Source organism: Pigmentiphaga aceris (genome assembly GCF_008119665.1).
Taxonomy (GTDB): domain Bacteria; phylum Pseudomonadota; class Gammaproteobacteria; order Burkholderiales; family Burkholderiaceae_B; genus Pigmentiphaga; species Pigmentiphaga aceris.
Window position 1 is genome coordinate 4001208 of the sequence record NZ_CP043046.1, and the last position, 17503, is coordinate 4018710.

Genomic DNA, 17503 nt, shown 5'->3' on the forward strand with positions numbered 1-17503 from the left:
TGACATGGCCCGCAGCATGACGGCAATCACGACCACGCTGACTGCACGCGCAGCACTGGTGTCGCAGCGTTCGCGCTGCGGCCTGCCGGCGAAGTTCGCCCTGGCAGCCGTGACGCTGTTGATGGCGGGCCTGTCGTCGGCGCAGGTTGCCACTACGCCGGCTCCCCTGGCCGCGCCCGTGGCGGCATCGGCAGCCAATACCTGCAAGGTGCCGGCGTGGCCGATATGGCGTGACTTCACCACCCATTTCATCCAGCCCGATGGCCGGGTGCTGGATGCCAGCACCCCGCAGCAACACAGCTCGTCGGAAGGCCAGTCATACGGCATGTTCTTCGCGCTGGTGGCGGGTGATCAGGCCATGTTCGACAAGCTCTGGCGCTGGAGCGTGTCCAACCTCGCGGGCGGCGACATCAGCAAGCAGTTGCCGGCCTGGTACTGGGGCCGCCAGAAAGATGGCAGTTGGGGCGTGCTGGACAAGAATTCCGCGTCTGATGCCGACCTGTGGTTTGCCTACGTTCTGTTGGAAGCAGGCGAACTGTGGCAACGGGCCGACTACACGCGCGATGCCCAGCAATTGCTCAAACGTATCGAAAACGAAGAAATCGCAGACCTGCCCGGTCTGGGTCCGATGCTTTTACCCGGCAAGAATGACTTCGCGCGGCCAGACCACCTGTGGCAGTTGAACCCAAGCTACCTGCCGGTGCCGGTCTTGCGCCGACTGGCCCTGGCATCACCCAATGGCCCGTGGTCGCGCATTGCCGAAAACACGGCCGCGATGATGCCGGCAGTCAGCCCCAAGGGCTTTGTGGCCGACTGGGTGTCGTATCGCGGCACCTCGCCCACCAGCGGCGTATTCGTGGTCGATCCCGTCAAGGGCGATCTGGGCAGCTATGATGCGATCCGCAGTTATATGTGGGCCGGCATGACACCTCCGGAAGACCCGCTGGCGGCACCCGTGCTGCGGGCGCTCGACGGCATGACAACGGCTACCGCCGCCGCAGGCACGCCGCCCGAACGTGTCCAGACCACCACAGGTTCCAGCACCGGCAGCGGTCCGTTTGGATTTTCGGCCGCATTGATTCCGTATTTCCAGGCAAAGGGGCAACCCTGGTTGGCTGATTTACAACGACGACGCGTCGATACGCAGCTTCAACAGAGTCTGCTGCCGGAACGTGTTCGCGGTCGCCAGCCGCCCTATTACGATGTCGTCCTGAGCATGTTCAGCCTTGGCTGGGCCGACGACCGATACCGATTCCTCAGCACTGGAAAAGTGCAACTCTCCTGGGAGAAAACATGTCCCCGCGCCACCACTCGCTAGCGGTCGGTTTGCTGACCGTGCTGGCCGCGCAACCGGGGCTGGCCGCACCAGCGAATCCCTTCGCCCAGTCCGAAGCTGCCGCACCCGCTGCCAACGCTGCTGCGGGCACGCAGACCGCCCCCGCCAATGCAACGGCCGGTCAGGCCCTGCTTGAGCAAGGCCGTTACTGGCAGGCCCGCAACAACGCCGCGCGTGCTCAGGAAGCATGGGGCCGGCTGCTGCTGATCGACCCGACGAACGCCGAAGGCCTGTACAACATGGGCCTGCTCGAACTCGATGCCAAGCGCGCTGCGCGGGCACGCGACTACCTGACGCAGTTGCAGAAGCTCGGCTCGGCCGAGGTATATGCCGCCCAGCTCGACCAAGAAATCCGCTTGCGCGACGGGACAAAACCCAAAGATCTGGAAAAAGCCCGCCTGCTGGCCACGTCTGGTGAGCTGGACAAGGCCGTAGCGCAGTACCGCACGGTGTTCGGCAACCAGCAACCGCACGGCAAGATTGCGCTCGAATACTACGGTTATCTGGGCTACACCGACGGCGGCTGGGAAGAATCGCGCCAGGGCCTGGAGCGCCTCCAACGTGAATCGCCGGGCGAGCCGACCATTGGCCTGGTGCTGGCAAAACTGCTGATCCGCAACGAAACCACGCGTGCTGACGGCATTCGTCGCCTGTCGCTGCTGGCCAATCGCCCGGACATCGGTGGTGATGCGACTGAGAGCTGGCGTCTGGCACTGACTTGGTACGGCGTGCCGCGCCCGGCTGAAAAGCCCTTGTTCGAAGCCTATTTGAAGGCCCACCCGGACGACACGGAAATCCGCGACCAGTACCGCAGCACGCGCGACCCGGCGCAAGCATCACGCGCAGCACCGGCACCGGTCTGGAAGCAAGATGCCAGTCTGGCCAATGGCTTCAAGGCATTGGAAGCCGGCGACATGGTGCAAGCCGAAGCCAATTTCGTCGCCCGCCTGAAAGTCCAGCCCAACGACGCCGATGCACTGGGTGGCCTGGGCTCGGTGCGACTGCGCCAGGACCGGCCCGACGAAGCTGTAGAACTGCTGACCCGCGCCAGTCGCCAACCCGGCAATCGCACGGGCTGGAAAAACATGCTGGCCACCGCGCAATACTGGTCGCTCAATGGCCGTGCCGAACAGGCACGTGCTCGTGGCGATTTTGACAATGCACGGCAATTGCTCAATCAAGCCATCAAGCTTGACAGCAAAGACCTGACCGCCGAGACCGCACTGGGCCGCGTGCAGGCCGAAAGCGGCCAGCTTGCAGAAGCTGAACAAACCTATCGCCGCCTGCTGGCGCGCGATCCGGGCAATGCCCTGGCGACCGAAGGCCTGGTCAATGTGCTGGCCCAGAACAATCGCGCTGACGAAGCACTGCGCCTGATCGACAGCCTGCCGGCGGACCGCCAGGGGCAGATCGCCTCGGTTGGCCAACTGCGTGCCGCGCAGGCCCGTGGTGCTGCCAAGACAGCCAGCGCGCGTGGCGACGATGCCACTGCGCAGCGCCTGCTGGAAGATGCCCTGCGCTTCAATCCCGACGATCCGTGGCTGCGACTGGATCTGGCGCGGGTGTACTTGAAGTCTGGCAATTCCCTGCAGGCACGCGGCGTGGTCGATGGCCTGCTGCTGACCCACCCCGACATGCCGGGTGCCTTGATGGCCAGCGCCCTGATGTCGTCTGAGCTGCAGGACTGGCCTGCCGCGCTGTCGGCGCTTGAACGCATTTCGCCGCAGAACCGCACCCGCGAAGTGCAGGAACTGCAAAAGCGCGCCTGGCTGCAGAACGAAGCCGCCCAGGCCGTGCAGATGGCACGCCTTGGCAACAAGCCGGAAGCGCTTGCCATTCTGGCGCGCCTGGAACCAGAAATCGGCCAGAACCCGGATTTGCTGGGCACGGTGTCATCCACCTATGCAGATATCGGTGAATCGACCCGCGCACTGAGCGTCTTGCGCCAGGCCGCCGCACGCTCGACCAGCGCGGACAACAGCCTGCTGTTGCAATACGCAGGCGTGTTGCTGAAGACCGAACAAGATGCCGAAGCCGCTGGTGTGTTGCGCCAATTGCAGTCCGCCAACCTGACGGAAACCGAACGCCGCAACTTCGAAGGTCTGCGCAAGATCTACACCGTGCGACAAGCCGAAGCCCTGCGCGGGCGCGGCAAGCTGGCCGATGCCTACGACATGCTGGCACCGATGCTGGACCAGTATCCCGACGACCCCTTGGTGGTCGGCGCGCTGGCCCGCATGTACGGCGCGGCCAACGACGGAGCCAAGGCAACCGGCTTGTACAAGCAGTTGCTGCGCAACGACCCGGAAAACACCGATCTGCTGGTAGCTGCCGCCCAGACCGCTACTCAGGCAAAAGACTACGACTACGCCAACAGCGCCTTGGACACGGCATTGAGCCTGAAGCCGCAAGACCCCGAGGTACTGGGTGCGGCAGCGCGGGTATATCGCAGCCAGGGCAAGTCAGGCAAGGCGGCCGAATATCTGAAGCTTGCGATCGCTGCCCAGACCAAGGCACGCCCGGTGGCCAGCAGCAACGGCTTCACCAACGCGCCCAGCGCTGCGCCCCAGGCGGCGGCAGACCAGAATCCCTTCGCCCGTCTGCCGGGACAGACCCGCAGCAATCCGCCTGCGGCGCAGCAGTACGCAGCACCGGCAGCGCAATCGTTGCCAGTGATCGTTCCTGTACCGTCGGGATCGTATGGACAAGCCGCCCCCGCGGCCTATTCCAGCAGCCCGGTGTTCGGCAATGCGCCGTCGTCGCCGTCGAGCTATGGCGCATCAAGCGCTGCTACCCCCGCACCCAGAACGCAACCGCCCGGGACATCGAACTACGGGTCGTCGAACACCGGGACAGCAAACCGCGCTGCTCCCTCCCAGGTGATGCCGCTGGCTCCCGCGATTCCTGCTGCGGCCCCTGTCTCCCCACGGTCGGCCCGCCCCGAGCCGATCGCCGCCGCGCCGCGTCCGGTGCAGTTGGCTGCCGCAGGCGACATTTCTTATCCGATCTACCCCAGCGCGCCCGTGCCAGCGCCCATGCCGGGTGCTTTCAGCGCCAACGCGCAAGGCCGTCTGACCGACGACAGCGCCGATGCCGTCAGTGGCGCACGCTCGATGGAAGCCGAACTGGCTGAAATCCAGCAGGCACGCAGCGCCACGGTCACCGTCGGCACCACCATTCGTCAGCACAACGGCGACGCCGGCATGGGTCGCATCCTGGACGTGGAAACGCCGGTAACGGTGCAGTTCCCGCTGGGTGAAAACCGCGCATCGATTCAAGTGACACCCGTCACGCTGAACGCAGGCACCGTCGATGGCAGCGTTGCCAGCGGCAGCCGCTTCGGTGCCGGCCCGGCCGCGGCCGTCCTGCCTGGCCAAGTCAGCGCCGGCAGACAGCGCGAGAGTGGCGTGGGCGTTGCCGTCGGCTACGAAATGCCCGGCGTGAAGCTCGATGTCGGCACCACGCCCATCGGTTTCCGTTACCAGAACATCGTGGGCGGTGCCGCCTTCAGCGGCGCGGTCGAAGCCGATCCGAGCGGCGGACCGCGCTTCACCTACGGCGCAGAAGTGTCCCGTCGTGCGGTCACCGACAGCGTGCTGTCGTTTGCCGGCGCACGCGACAGCCGCACCGGTGACACCTGGGGTGGCGTGACCAGCACCGGCGGTACTGCGAACGTCGGTCTGCACTGGGCCAACAACGGTTTCTACGCCCGTGGCGGCTGGCATAGCCAGGACGGCCACAACGTCGATTCCAACAGCAGCCTGGAAGGCACGGCAGGTGCCTACATGCACCTGATCCGCCAGCCAAACCGCGTGCTGACCACCGGCCTGAACCTGACGAGCTTCTCTTACGACAAGAACCAGAGCAACTACACCTACGGCAGCGGCGGCTACTTCAGCCCGCAACGTTTCGTGGCGCTCAGCGTTCCGATGTCGTGGGCGGAACGCCAAGGCCGTTTCAGTTACTTAGTGAAGGGATCGATCGGCGTACAGAACATCCGGCAAGACGCCGTGCCGTACTACTCAGACCCGGTTCGTCAGGCCAACGCCGAAGCGGCCAATGGCGGAACCGCCATGTTCCCGGGTCAGAGCAAGACCGGCGTCGGTTACGGCCTGGCCGCCGGTGCCGAATACCAGATCGGTCGCAAATGGTATCTGGGCGGCAACATCGGCGTAGACAACGCCCGTGACTATCGCCAGTTCAGTGGCGGCGTGTACCTGCGCTATGCCATGGAAGAACAGAACGGTCAGATGGCACTGCCGATGCTGCCGCTCGCGTCGCCCTACACCGTGGAATAAACGCGGCGCAGTAAACGCAGTAGAACAAGCAGGGCCGACAACGCACGGTCGACTAAGCAAGATCAACATCGGTGCACGCAAGCAACTGTGTGCCGATGTTGAAGACCACTCGCATCAACGCATTACCGGAGTTAGATATGGTGTCCATTCTCGCAGGCCTGACTATTCTGATCATTGGCGACAGTCACCTGGCGACCCCCAATTATCTGATCGGATCCTTGCACGACAATCTGCTCAAGCAAGGTGCCAAGACTGTCCACACTGTTGGTGTCTGCGGCTCGACGCCCAGCGACTGGCTGGTGGCAACGCCCGGTACCTGCGGTGGCGCAGAACGCATCGGCAGCGCCAAGACCGTGGTCACTGGTTCGGGTGCCATGACCAAGCCCATTGCACAGCTGCTGGCCAGCGACAAACCGGACCTGGTGCTGATCGTCATGGGTGACACCATGGCCGGCTACACCAAGGAAAGCTTCCCTAAGACCTGGGCCTGGCAACAGACCACGGGGCTGGTCAAGGCCATCAGCGCCGGCGGCACCAAGTGCGCCTGGATCGGACCGGCCTGGGGCAGCGAAGGCGGCAAGTACGGCAAGACCTTTGCACGCGTCGAACTGACCTCGCGCTTCATCGGCGCCAATGTCGCCCCCTGCAAGTACATCGATTCGCTGAGCTTCTCCAAGAAGGGTGAATGGGCCACGGTCGACGGCCAGCATTTCACCGCACCGGGTTATTCGCAGTGGGCGAACGCCATCACCAAGGCGCTCGAAAAGCCGTAACCGGCTGAATTTCCACAGCCTTTCATTCGTTTTCTGGAGTAGTCATGTCGCTGTCCGTATTGGCTGGACTGAGCATCCTTGTGCTCGGTGAAAGCCACCTCACCATCAGTGGATCGCTGATCGAGTCACTGCATGATGAGTTGAACAAGCAAGGTGCCGCCGTGCATTCGATCGGTGCCTGCGGTGCCAGCGCACAAGATTGGCTGGTGAAAAAGAACGTCGATTGCGGTGCCGACCGGGTCGGTACCGGCAAGGCCGTGGTGCGTGGTCGCGACTCCACCACCACGCCGATCAGCCAGCTGATTGCCACCGACAAGCCCGACCTGGTGGTGCTCGTCATTGGTGACACCATGGCCTCCTACGACAAGGAAGCCTTCCCCAAGACCTGGGCCTGGCAAAGCGTCACCAGCCTGACCAAGGCGATTGCCGCGACCAACACGCGCTGCGTATGGGTCGGCCCGCCCTGGGGTACCCCGGGCGGTCAATACAAGAAAAACGACGCACGCGTGCAATTGATGTCGCGCTTTTTGGCGACCAATGTTGCGCCTTGCGACTACGTCGATTCGCTCACTTTCTCGAAACCCGGCCAGTGGACAACGACCGACGGTCAACACTTCACGGTTGCCGGCTACAAGTCCTGGGGCGCAGCCATCGCCAAGGCAATTGCCGCGTCGGACGCGGCAAAAGCCGTCGCCAAGACTGGCGCAAAACCTGCTGCCACCGCTGCCACTACAGCCGCACCCGGAGCCCGGAAATGATCCATACTTTTTCTCGTCTGCATCGTGCAGCCCTTGCCGCCGCCCTGCTGGCCGCCCCGTTTGCCGCCGTTCACGCAGCCGACATCCCGCTGTATCCCACCGGCCCGTCGGAAGACTCGTCTTTCGTGCGCTTCGTGAATACCGGCGACACGCCAATCTCGCTGGAAGCCACCGGCAGCAAGGCTACGCTGGCCCTGCCCCCATCCAAGCCCGCATCGGATTTCCAGCCGGTTGCCGCCAACAAGGCGCTGGTCGGTACCTTCACGCGTGGCACGCAGCGCGCGCCGATCGACGTCACAGTCAAGCCGGGTGAATTCGCCACGGTGTTCGGCTTCGTGTCGGCCAAGGGCGAGTTCAGCACCAAGGTCGTCCGCGAGCTGCCCGAGGACTTCAACGCCCTGCGCGCCTCGCTGGCCTTCTACAACCTGGACAGCGCCTGCCCGCAAGCCGGCCTGAAGCCGGCCGGCCGCGATGTTGCCGTGTTCAGTGACGTGCCGGTCAACGAAGCCAAGCGCCGTTTCATCAACCCGGTGGCGCTGTCGGTACAACTGGTGTGCGCAGGCAAGCCACAAGGTGAACCGCTGGCCCTCGGCTCGCTGGCACCCGGCCAACGCTACAGCGTGTTCGCAGTTCCCAGCGCCAACGGCACACGTGTGTTCTTCACGAACGACGCGCTGGCGAACTGACGCCAAATTGATTCCGAATTAACCCGTTACTTGAAAACATCGATTCAGGCTTTCACGGCCTGAATCGATGACCTGCTCAGCCCTCCTGCTGCGCAGACATTTGCACCTGAACACCACACCTGGCGGCCGCTGCTGACACAACGGCGGTACGACAGGTGTAGCCCTTCGATCCCCAACTTCGTCACTGGCCCCGTCCTATGGTCTTCGCATCGCTGGAGTTCCTGACGCTATTCCTGCCTGCTTTTTTGCTGGTCTATGCGCTTTCTCCTGCCCGGTGGCGTAACGCCGTGCTGCTGTTCTGCAGCTGGGCGTTCTATGGGTGGTGGAGCCCGCTGCTGCTGAGCCTGTTTGTCGGGCTGACGTTGGTGGGCTGGGTCGGTGGCCTGGTGATCGACCGGTTCCAGACCAACCGGGCGCGCCTGCAGGCGCTGACCGTGTTCATCGTCATCAACGTGTCGATTCTGTGCTGGTACAAGTACGCCAACATCCTGGTCGAAACCACCAACAACATACGTGTCATGGCAGGTGCGCTACCCATTGAATGGGAACGCGTGATCCTGCCGATCGGCCTGTCGTTCATCGTGCTGCAATCGATCTCCTACCTGATCGACGTGCAGCGACGCACGGTGGCCGCCGACCACAGCTTCATCAACTTCGGTGCCTACCAGGCCATGTTCGTGCACCTGATCGCCGGGCCGATCATCCGCTACGACTGGGTCTGCCAGGAACTATCGTCGCGCACGGTCAACCTGGCGCAATTCTCGCTGGGCGCGCGCCGCTTCATGATCGGCATCAGCATGAAGGTGCTGATCGCCGACACCCTGGCACCGTTGGTTGACGTCGCCTTTGCCCTGCCCGCCCCCACCTTCGTGGATGCCTGGCTTGGCTGCCTGGGCTACACCTTGCAGCTGTTCTTCGACTTCGCCGGCTACAGCGCCATGGCCATCGGCCTGGGCCTGATGCTGGGCTTCCACTTCCCCGAGAACTTCCGCCAACCCTACCTGGCGCGCAGCATCCAGGACTTCTGGCGGCGCTGGCACCTGTCTTTGTCCAGCTGGATTCGCGACTACCTGTACATCCCCCTGGGCGGCAGCCGCATCGGTCCGGTGCGCACGTATGTGAACCTGCTGCTGACCATGTCGATTGCCGGCCTGTGGCACGGTGGCGATAACTGGAACTTCCTGCTGTGGGGCATGGCGCACGGCTTGGCACTGGCGTTCGAACGCCTGTGGACCAATCGCGGCCTGCCCGCCCTGCCGCGCATTCCCGCACACGTGGCCACGCTGTTGTTCGTGATGCTGGCCTGGACCCTGTTCCGCGCGCACGACTTCCATGCGGCCATGACCATGTACGCAGGTCAGTTCGGCTTCAACGGTTTCTGGCTTGGCGATGCGATGGCAGTCAGCCTGCGTCCCACGCACGGCCTGGCCATCGCGCTGGGCATCGCGTCGGTGCTGTATCCGCTGATCGACACTCGGGTACGTGATTCGTCGTGGAGCAGCCTGCGCACAATCGACGCTGTGTGGCCGATCGCCGGGTTTGTGATCGCCTTCGGGTTGATGGCAAGCCGTGGTGCCGTGCCCTTCCTCTACTTCCAGTTCTGATGCCACCTACAGACCAGGCGTCGACACGCGATGGCTCTGCGCCAGAGCACATCGTCACGCGATGGGCACGCAACCTGGCAGCAGCAGGCCTTGCGCTGTTTTTGCTGCTTGGACTGGTTACGACCGCGCGGGCAATTCTGCAGCATCGGATAGATGTGCTGCCAGAAACCGTGACCTGGACATCTTTCATGACAGGGCAGACAACCTCGAACATCTCAAAAGCATTGCTGTGGGCACCTGTTCCTGTCGAGGCAACCCGCCTGCAACGCGCGATGAGTTGGGAAGTGCTTGCCGACCTGGGGCCTCTGGTTCGCAAGGGATGCCCTGGCTGGTTGTTCATTGCCGACGAACTGCGTGTGCATCCGCACGGCGCGTTGGACATGACCGTCCGTGCTGACGTACTGGCCCGGGTACGCGATTACCTTGGGACGCGCGGCACTACGCTGCTGGTCGTTACGGTTCCCGACAAAAGCCGGGCCCAAGCCGACCAATTGTGTGGCCTGGGACGTCCCAGTGCCCTTGAAGGACGTCTGCAGACATGGAACGACTTGCTGCTTGCACGCGGCATTGCGCATCTTGATCTGCAGACCACGTTACACAAAACCCAGCAGCTCACAAACCAGCCAATGTTCCTGCGCACAGACACACACTGGAACGAAGTGGCTGCCAAGGCTGCTGCGCAAACGACAGCCGCTACCGTGCTTGCACAGGGCGTGCAACCGGTGCCGGCACAGGGTTGGCAAACCCAGCAACGTGTCGCAGAACACGGCGATCTGATCCGGCTGGCAGGCCTGGATCACTGGCAGGCACGACGTCCATTACAGGCAGATGTCGTGCAATCCTCGATTTTCCAGGCGGTGGCAACCGGCAATAAGGAATTGAGCGACGAAGATCTGTTTGGCGATGCGCAGGCACCCAATATCGCCCTGATCGGTACATCTTTTTCCAACATTTCCAATTTTGGTCGATTTCTCGAACAAAGCCTGCAGGCACGTATCGGACGTTTTGCCAAAGACGGCGGTGATTTCGACGGCGCGGCACAGGCATATTTCAGCAGTGATGCATATCGGCGGAATCCGCCACGGCTACTGATCTGGGAAATTCCCGAACGGGTATTGCAGCTGCCGGGTGCGCACGACCAGATTTCCGTCATTTTCAAAGAACATTAATCATGTCTACATCTTTATTTGCTGCGTCTGTTCTGATCATCGGAGGCAGTCATCTGGCCACGCCGAACTACCTGATTTCCTCGTTACACGACGCCCTCCAGGCCAAGGGGGCAACAGTCCACACCCTGGGAGTATGCGGCACCACACCCAGCGATTGGTTGAAGGAAACGGCGGGTACTTGCGGAGGCGCTGAACGTGTGGGCAAAACCACGCCCACGGTGCTTGGTGCAAAAGCCGTCACGCAGCCGATCGGACAACTGATTTCCAAGGACAAGCCAGCGTTGGTGGTCGTCGTCATTGGCGACAACATTGCCGGCTATGGAAACCCGGGTTTCCCAAAGGCCTGGGCCTGGCAACAGGTAAGCAGCCTGACAAAGGCCATTGCCGCCACCAACACACCTTGCGTGTGGATCGGTCCTACCTGGGGCAACGAAGGCGGCCATTACAACCGAACCTTTCCCCGTGTGCAGATGGTTTCGAAGTTCCTGGAAACTGGCGTGGCACCGTGTCGCTATATCGATTCGCTGAAGCTATCGAAACAAGGCGAATGGCCTACGACCGACGGTCAACACCTGACGGCGACGGGTTACCGACACTGGGGGGAAGCACTGGCTAAAGAAATCAGCGCTGTGCCTGCATCCGGGAAGGCCGTGCAATGACCAATTTCCGTTCGATATCGCGCGGCTTTGCTTCGTTGCTGCTCGCCATGATTTGCCTGGGTGCCAGCGCCCAACCCACCCGACTGTACCGCGCCGGACCAACAGCAGACGCTTCATTCCTGCGCTTCGTGGACGGAACCGGTGGTGGCGTAACTGCCACTTCGGCGGCAGGCACAGTGGTTCTGACAGCTCAACAAGCCAGCACGGCATTTACGCCTGTTGCGTCCAAATGGCAGGTCAAAGGCCAGGTGACAAAGAACGGCAAACAGGCGCACGTCGCGGTAGACGTCCAGCCAGGCGAGTTCGTGACCGTGGTGGCTCTGCCTGGCTCTGCTGAAGGGTTGGCGTTGCAATTGCTTCGTGAGCAGCCCGACGATTTCAACGCAATCAAAGCATCGCTGGGATTTGCCAACCTGGCAGAAAAAGAATGCGAAGCAGCCGGTTTGAAGCTTGCAGGGCGTGACACGTTCCTCTTTGAGAAAGCAGATGCCAAGACCTTCTCGCGCCGACTGCTTAATCCAGTCGATGTTTCCGTGCAACTGACATGTGGCGGCAAGCCGGTCGGTGCTGCACTGGCACTGGGTCAGCTAGAGGCGGGCGAGCGTTACAGCGTCCTTGCCATTCCCGACACAAAAGGACCGCGACTGATTTTTGCCCATGATTCGCTGACGCAGTGATCGTGACGCCGGATTGATTTCCCCTGGTTCTTTGACGGAACGCTCGACATGGTTTTTGCGTCGCTGGAATTTCTGACGCTGTTTCTGCCCGCGTTTCTGGTGCTGTACACGTGCACGCCCAAGACATGGCGAAATACCGTGTTGATGCTGTCGAGCTGGGTCTTCTACGCCTGGTGGAGCCCTGCGTTCCTGACGATGTTGGTTGGCCTGACGGTATTGGCATGGTTGGGCGGCATGGCACTTGCACGTAGTTCGAGCCACAAAAAACGCGCCAAATACTTACTGGTGGCTTTACTGACCATCAACCTGGGTCTGCTGTGTTGGTACAAATACGTGAACATCGTGGTTGCCCATCTCAACGAACTGATCGGATGGCTAGGCGCAACGCCGGTTCACTGGCAAAAAGTCGTGCTGCCGCTTGGCCTGTCATTCATCGTATTGCAGGCAATATCGTATTTGGTGGATGTTTATCGCGGCACCATCAAGCCATCTCGCCATTTCATCGATTTCGCTGCCTACACGGCGATGTTCGGGCAGTTGATCGCCGGTCCCATCGTGCGTTATGCCTGGGTGGACAAAGATCTGGTCGACCGCAAATTGACGTGGCTGCAGTTCACCAACGGTGCACGCCGCTTCATGATCGGCATGTCGATGAAGGTATTGGTGGCAGACACGCTGGCACCCGTGGTGGATATCGCCTTCAGCCAAAGCAACCCCTCTTTCACCGATGCATGGATTGGCTGCCTTGCCTTCAACCTGCAGCTGTTCTTCGACTTTGCAGGCTACAGCGCGATGGCTATCGGTCTTGGCCTCATGCTGGGCTTTCACTTCCCGGAAAATTTCAACAATCCCTATATTGCGCGCAACATCCAGGATTTCTGGCGTCGCTGGCACATGTCGCTGTCATCGTGGTTACGGGACTACTTGTACTTTCCGCTCGGCGGCAGTCGCAACGGCGAACTGCGCACCTATGTCAATCTGATGCTGACCATGGCCATTGCGGGGCTCTGGCATGGCAGCGATAGCTGGAATTTCCTGTTGTGGGGACTTGCGCACGGCGTTGCCCAATGCGCGCAGCGGTTATGGGAACGTCTCGGGTTGCCAGCCTGGCCAGCCATTCCCGCACACGTGTTCACCTTGCTGTTTGTGTGCCTGACCAGGACCGTGTTCCGAGCACCGGATTGGAGTACCGCCTCGACGATGTATGCCGCACAGTTCGGATTCAGTGACTTTGCACTGGGTGATCCCTTACGCTTGGAATTGCGTTGGGTGCATGCGCTGGCTGCGTCAATAGGCGTTGCAGCCATCTTGTTCCCGGTGCTGCGCCAACGTTGGGAATTTGCAGGCAGGCCCAGTGCTTCAGCCCTGGGCTATGTATGGCCAGCAGTAGGCTTTTTGCTGGCTTTTTCACTGATCGCCAGCCGTGGCGCAGTCCCTTTCCTTTACTTCCAATTCTGAGGCTGCCGTGACGCAACCCTCCGCGCCGCTGAACGTACCGCTCACCTCCGCCACAGCCACTGTTGCCAACAGCCGCCTGGCTGGCATCAGCCTGCTGGTCTTCATTGCAGCCGGACTGCTCACGGTGATCTGCGCAGTTATCTGGGGCGGTGTGTCGCTCACCAAGCCACCCGTCACCTGGAGCGCTTTCCTGGACGGCAAGACCACCAAACAGATCGCCGATTCGCTGGCCGATACCCCCATGCCCCAGGCTGCCGCCAAGCTGGAACGCGGCTTGTCGTGGCTGGCGATTGGCGACCTTGGCCCACGTGTTCGCCAAGGCTGCGCGCGCTGGCTGTTCCTGAGCGACGAGCTGACGGTCTATCGCAACGCCGAAGCCAATGCGCTGGCGCGTGCCGCTGAACTGGCGCAAGTGAAGAATCGCCTGGCAAGCCAGGGCATCGAACTGCTGGTGGTAGTTGTGCCCGACAAGACACGCATCGCCGATCAACTGCTGTGCGGCCTGCGCCGGCCGGCGGCGTTCGAGCATCGTGTCGACAACTGGATCAAGGCCTTGCCCGGCGTGAACGTGCTGTCATTGGCGGGCGACATGCAAGACCCTCAGGAACGCTACTTCCTGCGTACCGACACGCACTGGAACGAGAAAGGGGCTGCCACCGCCGCCAATGCAATTGCCCAACGCCTGCGTGAACCGGGTGGCTTTGAGCTACCAACCCCCACCTTGCATATGCGCACCGAAGTCAGCGCCGTCGTCCGACGCCCCGGCGACCTGGTGCGCCTGGCCGGCATCGACTGGTTGCCCGAAGGCTTGCAGCCGCCTGCCGACATGATGCGGCCCACGCGTTTCATCGAAATCGGTGGCGCAGGCAGTGGCGCTACTGACCCGGCGGCCAAGACCGGCGACACCGGCGACGACCTGTTTGGCGACACTGGATTGCCAAGCATTGCAGTGCTGGGCACCTCGTTCTCGCGCAACGCCAGCTTCATCCCCTTCCTGGAAACGGCGCTTGGCACACGGGTGGGCAACTTCGCCCGCGACGGTGGTGAATTCGCAGGGGCCGCCCATGCGTATTTCAACAGCGCCTCGTTCAAGGACACCCCGCCCAAACTGGTGATCTGGGAAATCCCGGAACGTTCCTTGCAACGTCCGCTGGCTGGCGAGCCGGCCATCTGGCCGGCAGTTGCCAGCAAATAATCGGGATGGTGGGTACGTTCCCGCACATATAAATTCACATATTTGCTGCACGACCACGCGCCTGGCGATCGCCAGGCGTATGCTTGCATCCGCAGGCAATTTGGCACCAGCGCCCTGCAGCGCATGGCCCACATCGCACCAGCCCCCCGCACGCCCCTTACGTTTTGCCGTCGTCGCATCTTGAATAGATGACGCGCGGCCGCACCTGCACGCTTTGGCAGGGCCGCTCAGCCACCCGGCAAGCGCCCGACCCGGCAGCTATCCGCACCCAACAGGCCCTTCTATGTCTACCCCCTTGACCATCTCCCAACGCCTGGCGCTGGGCTTCGGGCTCGTGCTGTCCTTGATGATTCTGATTGCGCTGATCGGCATCCAACGCGTCGGTTTGATCGACGACACCCTGCAAAGCGTCAGCCAGGGCGCAAGCCCCAAGCAGCGTCGGGCCATCAACTTCCGCGGCAGTGTTCACGACCGGGCGATTGCCGTGCGCGACGTCGTGCTTGCTCGTGACGAGGCATCACTGAATGGCTACCTGCAGACCATTCAGCGCCTGGAAACCTTCTACCAGGAATCTGCCGGGCCGCTTGACCGCCTGATGGCCGCTGACGCCACGCCTGCCGAGCGCACCATGCTGGCCGACATCAAAGCCATTGAAACCACCACGCTCGGCGTCACCAAACAGTTGATCAGCATGCGCCAGACAGGCGACACAGCCGGCGCACAAGCCCTGCTGTCCCGCGAGGTATCGCCCGCCTACACAGAATGGCTGAAGCGCATCAACGCCTTCATCGACTATCAGGAAAATGCGGCCAATACCGACCTGGCACTGGTGCGCGACACAGCAGGGGGGTTTCGTTCGCTGATCATCATCGCCACCGCGCTGGCCGCACTGCTGAGCGTTGCCGTGTCGATGATGATCATCCGCAAGATGCGTTCGACGCTTGGTGCCGAGCCCCATGAAGTAGCCGAGGTCATCAAACGCCTGGCCGATGGCGACCTGAAACAACGCATCGACACCCGCTATCCGGGCAGTGTCATGGGCGCAGTCAAGGACATGGTTGCGCGCCTGAGCGACACCATCACCCAGGTACGTACCGCTGCCGCAGAACTGAGCCAATCGTCGGCACAGCTGCTGTCTACCTCGGCCAACAACCACCAGCAGTTGCAGGTGCAATCGCGCGAAGCAGAACAGATGGCCCTGGCCGTCAACCAGATGGCCACTACGGTGAACGAAGTCGCCACCTACGCCGACAATGCGGCGTCCGCGACCCGCAACGCCGACAGCGAAGTCGTCACGGGCAATCGTGTGGTGGAAGAAACCGCCAGGGCCATTCAGAATCTGGCGCACATCCTGGAAGGCACGCTGGGCACCGTGCAACAGGTGTCCACCGACAGCGAAAGCATCGAAAAAATCATGGAAGTGATCACCGGCATTGCGTCGCAGACCAACCTGCTGGCCCTGAACGCCGCCATCGAAGCCGCCCGCGCCGGTGAAGAAGGCCGAGGCTTTGCGGTGGTGGCTGACGAAGTCCGTTCGCTGGCATCACGCACCCAGGACTCGGCGCGTGAAATCAGCGCCATGATCACCAAGCTGCAACAAGGTGCCGGCAAAGCCGCCGACGCCATGAAAAGCAGCAGCCTGCTCGCACAGGAAACCGTTGAACAGACCCGCGTCGCCGAAGGTGCCCTGAGCACCATCCGCCGCGAAGTCGGTGCCATCAACGACATGAACGCGCAGATCGCCAACGCATCCGGCCAGCAAAGCCTGGTGGCCGATGAAGTGAACAAGAACATCAGCCGCATTCGTGACGCCACCGTAGAGACGTCCGCAGGATCGGATCAGGTGGCAGCGTCCAGCCGCGAACTGTCGGCACTGGCCGGCAAACTGACGGAAAAAGTGAGCTTCTTCACGGTGTGAGAATGAGAGGCGTGACACGGTGGCGTGGGCCACCCGCCCCGCCGTCAGGCGTATATCGGTGACTGATTGCTTGTGCATTAGCAGATCGATACACGCCTGACAGACGCCTGGCACCAGCACAGGCGACAATCTTCGCAGGCCCTGTTTTTCCCGGCCGTTCTGGAGATCGCCATGCCCCTCGCCCCCTCAGACCTGCAAGCCTTGCGTCAGGCCAAGATTCTGCTTGAGCATCCCGGCCTTGCCGCCAAGGCCAGCAACCTGCTGGGGTCGCCAATCGAGAAAGGCTTGGCCATGCTGCCCGGCCAGTGGGCCGACAAAGTGGGCGATGCCACCCGCAAAGCCATCGAAGTTGCCCTGTCCACGGCGCTGCGCACCATGGACGCCGACACCCCGAAAGCGCCCTCGAACTGGTGGCACAAAAGCGCAGTATTTGCCTCGGGAGCCGTAGGCGGTGCCTTCGGCGTGCCCGCGCTGGCAGTGGAATTGCCGGTATCCACAACCATCATCATGCGATCAATTGCAGACATTGCGCGCAGCGAAGGCGAAGACCTGAGTTCGCATAATGTGCGCCTGCAATGTGTGCAGGTGCTGGCATTGGGCGGAGCCGCCAAGCACGACGACGCCGCGGAAACGGGCTACTTCGCCGCCCGCGCTGCGCTGTCGGAAGCCATCACCGCTGCCGCCAAACATCTGGCGGCAGGTGGTTTGAACAGCAAGATGGCCCCGCCGCTGATCCGATTGATCACGGATATTGCGGCGCGCTTCTCGATCGTGGTGACCGAGAAAGCCGCCGCCCAGGCAATTCCACTGGTGGGTGCAGCAGGCGGTGCGCTGATCAACACCTTGTTCATCAGCCATTTCCAGGACATGGCACGCGGGCATTTCACGGTGCGACGCCTGGAAAGGCTGTACGGGCCGGAACGGGTGAAAGAGGCGTATGCGGCGTTGGAATGATTGCCCGTAAGCCATTTC

Annotated in this window: 13 protein-coding genes; all 13 read left to right on the forward strand. The window is 62.1% G+C overall.

Going from position 1 to position 17503, the window contains the following annotated elements; all coding sequences use genetic code 11:
• Positions 1 to 16: 16 nt before the first annotated feature.
• The 13 genes from bcsZ to FXN63_RS17385 all read left to right on the forward strand — a co-directional run bounded on the left by bcsZ (position 17) and on the right by FXN63_RS17385 (position 17485).
• Positions 17 to 1318, forward strand: coding sequence for a cellulose synthase complex periplasmic endoglucanase BcsZ (bcsZ, locus tag FXN63_RS17325; protein ID WP_246164868.1), 1302 nt, complete (start codon positions 17 to 19; stop codon positions 1316 to 1318).
• A complete protein-coding gene (locus FXN63_RS17330) occupies positions 1294 to 5634 on the forward strand; it encodes a cellulose biosynthesis protein BcsC (protein WP_148816453.1) in 4341 nt (1446 codons plus the stop codon). Before bcsZ ends, FXN63_RS17330 begins: the two co-directional genes overlap by 25 nt.
• 137 nt (positions 5635 to 5771) lie before the next feature.
• A complete protein-coding gene (locus tag FXN63_RS17335; RefSeq protein ID WP_148816454.1) occupies positions 5772 to 6407 on the forward strand; it encodes an SGNH/GDSL hydrolase family protein in 636 nt (211 codons plus the stop codon).
• A gap of 44 nt (positions 6408 to 6451) precedes the next feature.
• Positions 6452 to 7165, forward strand: coding sequence for an SGNH/GDSL hydrolase family protein (locus FXN63_RS17340; protein ID WP_148816455.1), 714 nt, complete (start codon positions 6452 to 6454; stop codon positions 7163 to 7165).
• Positions 7162 to 7851 (forward strand): alginate O-acetyltransferase AlgF, encoded by a 690-nt coding sequence (locus tag FXN63_RS17345; protein WP_148816456.1) that lies wholly within the window; start codon positions 7162 to 7164, stop codon positions 7849 to 7851. Before FXN63_RS17340 ends, FXN63_RS17345 begins: the two co-directional genes overlap by 4 nt.
• 197 nt (positions 7852 to 8048) lie before the next feature.
• A complete protein-coding gene (locus FXN63_RS17350) occupies positions 8049 to 9455 on the forward strand; it encodes an MBOAT family O-acyltransferase (RefSeq protein WP_148816457.1) in 1407 nt (468 codons plus the stop codon).
• Positions 9456 to 9643: 188 nt separating this feature from the next.
• Positions 9644 to 10624: an alginate O-acetyltransferase AlgX-related protein gene (locus FXN63_RS17355; protein ID WP_187394931.1), complete on the forward strand. Its 981-nt coding sequence runs from the start codon at positions 9644 to 9646 to the stop codon at positions 10622 to 10624.
• A gap of 2 nt (positions 10625 to 10626) precedes the next feature.
• A complete protein-coding gene (locus FXN63_RS17360) occupies positions 10627 to 11283 on the forward strand; it encodes an SGNH/GDSL hydrolase family protein (RefSeq protein ID WP_148816459.1) in 657 nt (218 codons plus the stop codon).
• Positions 11280 to 11960, forward strand: coding sequence for a cell division protein FtsQ (locus tag FXN63_RS17365; protein ID WP_148816460.1), 681 nt, complete (start codon positions 11280 to 11282; stop codon positions 11958 to 11960). The genes FXN63_RS17360 and FXN63_RS17365 overlap by 4 nt, the downstream gene beginning before the upstream one ends.
• 48 nt (positions 11961 to 12008) lie before the next feature.
• Positions 12009 to 13418 carry an MBOAT family O-acyltransferase gene (locus FXN63_RS17370; protein ID WP_148816461.1) on the forward strand — a complete coding sequence of 470 codons (1410 nt, stop codon included), beginning with the start codon at positions 12009 to 12011 and terminating at the stop codon, positions 13416 to 13418.
• A gap of 7 nt (positions 13419 to 13425) precedes the next feature.
• A complete protein-coding gene (locus tag FXN63_RS17375; protein ID WP_222863934.1) occupies positions 13426 to 14613 on the forward strand; it encodes an alginate O-acetyltransferase AlgX-related protein in 1188 nt (395 codons plus the stop codon).
• Between the two features lie 283 nt (positions 14614 to 14896).
• Positions 14897 to 16531: a methyl-accepting chemotaxis protein gene (locus FXN63_RS17380; RefSeq protein ID WP_148816462.1), complete on the forward strand. Its 1635-nt coding sequence runs from the start codon at positions 14897 to 14899 to the stop codon at positions 16529 to 16531.
• 171 nt (positions 16532 to 16702) lie between these two features.
• Positions 16703 to 17485 (forward strand): EcsC family protein, encoded by a 783-nt coding sequence (locus tag FXN63_RS17385; RefSeq protein WP_148816463.1) that lies wholly within the window; start codon positions 16703 to 16705, stop codon positions 17483 to 17485.
• Positions 17486 to 17503 lie beyond the last annotated feature (18 nt).

Coding starts and splice junctions, on each gene's coding strand:
- bcsZ (WP_246164868.1), top strand. CDS start 17: ATGACGGCAATCACGACCACGCTGACTGCACGCGCAGCACTGGTGTCG.
- FXN63_RS17340 (WP_148816455.1), top strand. CDS start 6,452: ATGTCGCTGTCCGTATTGGCTGGACTGAGCATCCTTGTGCTCGGTGAA.
- FXN63_RS17350 (WP_148816457.1), top strand. CDS start 8,049: ATGGTCTTCGCATCGCTGGAGTTCCTGACGCTATTCCTGCCTGCTTTT.
- FXN63_RS17360 (WP_148816459.1), top strand. CDS start 10,627: ATGTCTACATCTTTATTTGCTGCGTCTGTTCTGATCATCGGAGGCAGT.
- FXN63_RS17365 (WP_148816460.1), top strand. CDS start 11,280: ATGACCAATTTCCGTTCGATATCGCGCGGCTTTGCTTCGTTGCTGCTC.
- FXN63_RS17380 (WP_148816462.1), top strand. CDS start 14,897: ATGTCTACCCCCTTGACCATCTCCCAACGCCTGGCGCTGGGCTTCGGG.
- FXN63_RS17345 (WP_148816456.1), top strand. CDS start 7,162: ATGATCCATACTTTTTCTCGTCTGCATCGTGCAGCCCTTGCCGCCGCC.
- FXN63_RS17330 (WP_148816453.1), top strand. CDS start 1,294: ATGTCCCCGCGCCACCACTCGCTAGCGGTCGGTTTGCTGACCGTGCTG.
- FXN63_RS17335 (WP_148816454.1), top strand. CDS start 5,772: ATGGTGTCCATTCTCGCAGGCCTGACTATTCTGATCATTGGCGACAGT.
- FXN63_RS17385 (WP_148816463.1), top strand. CDS start 16,703: ATGCCCCTCGCCCCCTCAGACCTGCAAGCCTTGCGTCAGGCCAAGATT.
- FXN63_RS17370 (WP_148816461.1), top strand. CDS start 12,009: ATGGTTTTTGCGTCGCTGGAATTTCTGACGCTGTTTCTGCCCGCGTTT.
- FXN63_RS17355 (WP_187394931.1), top strand. CDS start 9,644: ATGACAGGGCAGACAACCTCGAACATCTCAAAAGCATTGCTGTGGGCA.